Below are 4,059 nucleotides of genomic sequence, written 5' to 3'. Positions count from 1 at the left end.
CGCGGGCTGATGACTGCGCGGGTGTCGGCGCTGGGTGACGGAGCCCTGAGGGCGTTTGCCGTGCCCTACAGCCCGGAGACGGCGGTGGGCGGCGAGGTGCGGGAAGGCGACCGGGTGGACATCATCGCCTCGGTAAAGATCGACGCGCCCACGGGCCAGGTGGGCGTGGGCAAGATCGTGGCGCGCAACGTGCTCGTGCTTGCGGCCTCCAGGCCCGCTGGAGAGAGCTCGGGTGTGCTGGTGCTGGCTCTGCGGCCGCCGGAGATCGAGGACATCGCGTTTGCCATGTCCTGCGGGCGGCTGCTCTTTGCGCTCAACCCCTACGAGACGGACGAGCAGGCGGCGGCGACCCCGGGCGTGACCGGCAGGTCGTGGCTGGAGAAGTACGGGTTCGGGACGCCCGAGCAGCCGCCTGGCGGGAGGTGACCGGGGTGGCTTTCAAGGTAGTGCTCGTGGGCGGGCCGGCCTTCGTCAAGGAGGCCGGCCGCACTTTACGCGGAGACGAGATCCGGGTGGCCGGGTCGTTCAGCGACGTGGACCAGGCCTGCCGGGTGCTCGGGGAACTTGAGCCTGACGCGCTGATCGTGGACAGCCAGATACCCGAGGGGCTGGAGGCCGCCGCGCGCCTGGCGCGGGCCTGCCCGGGGGCGGTAGGGCTCCTGGCTGTGCCCCGGATGACGGTGGACGCGTGGCGGCAGGCCAGGGCCTACGGGATGCGCGGCGCCGTGGTCGCCCCGCCGGAGTACCGTGAGGTGCTGGACGCGCTCGGCCAGGCCCGTGAGGAGGAGGCCAGGAAGGTGCCCGCGCCCGTGCCCGTTGCGCCCCAGGAAGCGGACATGCCGCCCGAACGCGGGGCCATGGTGGTGGCCCGCCAGGAGGTCGTGTGCGTCTGGAGCCCCAAGGGTGGGGTAGGCAAGACCACGGTGGCGGTGAACCTCGCTGCGGCCTGCATGGGCGGGCCGCTGCGCCTGCGCTCCTGCGTGGTGGAGTTCGACCCCTGCGGCAAGCTCATGGTTGCGCTGCAGCTCAAGGAGGGATGCGCGACCCTTTCCGAGCTGGTCTCCGGCTTCGTGCCCCTCGACGGCGTGCAGGTGGCGCGGCACCCCTCCGGGCTGTACGCGCTGCCGGGTCCCCGGCGGCTCATGGGCGAAGAGCTGGGCGACGCCGACGGGGCCAAGCTGGTGCTGGAGTGGCTCCGGCGCCGGTTCGACGTGGTGGTGATAGACTGTGGCATCCAGCTCACCGACCTGGCGGCCGTGGCGATGGAGATGTCCGACCGGGTGCTGCTCGTGAGCACGGTGGACACGGTGTCTCTGCGCCTGCTCAACGAGGCGGAACCCTTCGTGCTGAAGCTGGCCGAGGACCCCGGCAAGTGCTCGGTGGTGCTCAACATGGTGGCCCGGCGGCCGGACATCTCCCTGCGCCGGGTCGCGGAGTGGGTGCCCTTCCCGGTGTCGGCGCGGATTCCCGAGGACCCGGCTGTGCGTGCCCTGCAGAACCAGGGTGAGATCGCTGTCCTGGCGCGGCCAGAGAGCCCGTTTTCGCACGAGGTGCGCGTGCTGGCCGGCCAGGTGACGCCAGCCGCGCAGGCGCCGGGGCGGCGCGGGTGGCTCGGGCGCCTCTTCGGCCGGAGGTGACCCGCTGTGGCGGACGACTACATGCGCAGGAAGCTGGGGCTGGCCCCGGTCCCGGGCGGCAAAGGAGGTCTGTCCGTGCCGCCCGAGGACCCGGGCTATGTGGACGAGGTAGTGGTCAGGGTGCGTACCCGGCTGATGGCCGAAGTCCCCGCGGAGGTGCTCCACGACGCGAAGAAGCCCGAGGTGCGGACCCGGCTGGAGAAGGCGGTCGAGCGCCTGGTGCGGGAAGAGGCCTCGCGCCTGGGCCGGGTGGCCAGCGTCAAGCTGGCCGAGGACGTCCTCTCGGACATCTTCGGCTACGGGCCCATCCAGCCGCTGGTTGAGGACCCCGAGGTCACCGAGATCATGGTGAACGGCCCCGGGGAGGTGTGGGTGGAGAAGGGCGGACGGCTGCACCGCACCGAGCTCAAGTTCCGCGACGACGCACACCTCCTGGGCGTGATCGAGCGTATCGTGGGGCCGCTCGGCCGGCGGGTGGACGAGGCGGTGCCCATGGTGGACGCGCGGCTCCCGGACGGCAGCCGTGTGAACGCCATCATCCCCCCGCTCGCGCTCAACGGCCCCTGCCTCACCGTGCGGAAGTTCGGACGGCGGCTGTCGGCCCAGGACCTGCTGCGGCTGGGGGCTTTGGGCGAGCGGGAGCTGGCCTTCCTCGGCGCCTGCGTGCGGGGCAAGGCCAACATCCTGGTGTCCGGCGGGGCGGGGTCGGGCAAGACCACCCTGCTCAACGTGCTCTCGGGCTTCATACCCGGAGGTGAGCGCGTGCTGACCATCGAGGACGCGGCCGAGCTGCACCTCGATCACCCCCACTGGGTGCGGCTGGAGTCCAGGCCTGCAAACGTGGAGGGCAAGGGCGAGGTGACCATCCGGCAGCTCGTGCGCAACGCCCTCCGGATGCGGCCCGACCGCATAGTGGTGGGCGAGGTGCGCGGCGGCGAGGCGCTGGACATGCTGCAGGCCATGAACACCGGGCACGAGGGCAGCCTGTGCACCGCGCACGCCAACAGCCCCGCGGACGCCCTCCGGCGGCTGGAGGTGATGGTCCTCATGGCCGGGGAGGACCTGCCCCACCGCGCCGTGCGCGAGCAGATCGCCTCGGCGCTCGACCTGGTTGTGCACGTGGCCCGGCTGCGCGACGGCTCGCGGCGCGTCACCCAGATCTCGGAGGTGGCCGGGGTAGACCGGTCGGGCCAGCCGGAGGTGCGTGACCTGTTCCGTTTCAAGGTGGAATCCCAGGCGGAGGGGCAGATATCCGGCCGGCTGGTGCCTACGGGGGTAACGCCGGGGTTTGCGGACAAACTCAGCTTCTACGGGGCCGAGCTGAATGCAAACTGGTTCCGGGAAGAGGGGGAATAGGCGGTGCAGGTCTACTACAACGTGGTGTTTGCCCTGGTCTTCGGCGCAGTGCTCATGCTCCTCGCGGGGCTGTCGGTGCGCCGGCCGCGGCGCGACCTGGGTCAGATCGTTAAGCCCGCCGCGTCGTTTTCCGCGGGTACGCAGGCCGAGGCCGTGGTCGAGAAGAGGCGGCGCTCGGGCGGGTTCCTCTCCCGGCTGGAGCAGGAGGCCAGGAAGGCGGGGGTCAATCTGAAAGCCCGCGACTTTGTGGCCGTGGCGGTGGTGGTGGGCTGCGCCGGGTTCGTGCTGGGGTCCCTGCTCGGCGGCACGAGTGTGGGGCTGGCGCTCTCTCTGGGCGCGCTGGCGGCGCCCTATGTGCTCCTCGGCCGCGCCAAGAGGCAGCGGGCGCAGGTGCTCTCGAACCAGCTCGAGCCGGTGCTCATGTCGGTTTCCGCCTCCCTGCGCGGCGGCGCCTCGCTGGCCCAGGCCGTGGGCCGGGCGGCGGAGGCGGCGCCCGCTCCGGTGCGGGACGTGGTGGCCCAGATCGACCGCGCGGTGAGGCTGGGGGCCACTCCCGCGGAGGCCATCGAGGATGCCTCGAAGACCGTGGACTCGCGGGAGTGGCTGATATGGGCGGTGTCCACAGCCGTGCTCGCCCGCGCGGGCGGGAACCTGGCTGACGTCTACGACCGTTTGGTGGAGACCGTGCGCGACCGCAAGGCTTTCCGGCAGCAGCTCCGCGCGCTCACCGCCCAGACCAGGATGTCCGCCACGGTGGTCTCGCTCTTTCCGGTGGGGGCGGTGGCCCTCGTCCGCCTGGTCAACCCGGCCTACTACGGGCCCATGCTGGCGACCTGGACGGGCCGGGCCGTGTTTTTCCTGTCGCTGGGGGCCATAGCGGTGGGCTGGCTCATCATCCAGAGGATGCTGGGCGGGGTCCCGGAGGAGGGATGACCGGTGGCGCAGGTTGCTGGGGTGCTGGCGGCGGGTTCGGTGCTGCTCGCCTTTCTGTGGGTGCTCGAGCGGGGGGAACTCGCCTCGCTGAGGGTGGGCCGGCTGGTGGGGGCGATAAAGCCGTCGGCGCTGG

Annotated in this window: 4 protein-coding genes; all 4 read left to right on the top strand. The window is 71.7% G+C overall.

Annotation, left to right across the window (positions count from 1 at the left end; translation table 11 throughout):
• A partial coding sequence (locus AB1609_17205; GenBank protein ID MEW6048186.1) for an RcpC/CpaB family pilus assembly protein occupies nt 1–426 on the top strand: 426 nt, incomplete at its 5' end.
• A gap of 5 nt (nt 427–431) precedes the next feature.
• Nucleotides 432–1,637 (top strand): AAA family ATPase, encoded by a 1,206-nt coding sequence (locus tag AB1609_17200; GenBank protein MEW6048185.1) that lies wholly within the window; start codon nt 432–434, stop codon nt 1,635–1,637.
• A 6-nt stretch (nt 1,638–1,643) separates the two neighbouring features.
• Nucleotides 1,644–2,993 (top strand): CpaF family protein, encoded by a 1,350-nt coding sequence (locus tag AB1609_17195; GenBank protein MEW6048184.1) that lies wholly within the window; start codon nt 1,644–1,646, stop codon nt 2,991–2,993.
• 3 nt (nt 2,994–2,996) lie between these two features.
• On the top strand, nt 2,997–3,926 hold the full coding sequence (locus AB1609_17190; protein ID MEW6048183.1) for a type II secretion system F family protein: 930 nt from the start codon (nt 2,997–2,999) through the stop codon (nt 3,924–3,926).
• The last annotated feature ends 133 nt before the right edge of the window (nt 3,927–4,059 follow it).

This window comes from Bacillota bacterium (genome assembly GCA_040754675.1).
Lineage (GTDB): Bacteria > Bacillota > Limnochordia > Limnochordales > Geochordaceae > Geochorda.
This window is presented reverse-complemented; position numbering and strand designations above follow the sequence as displayed.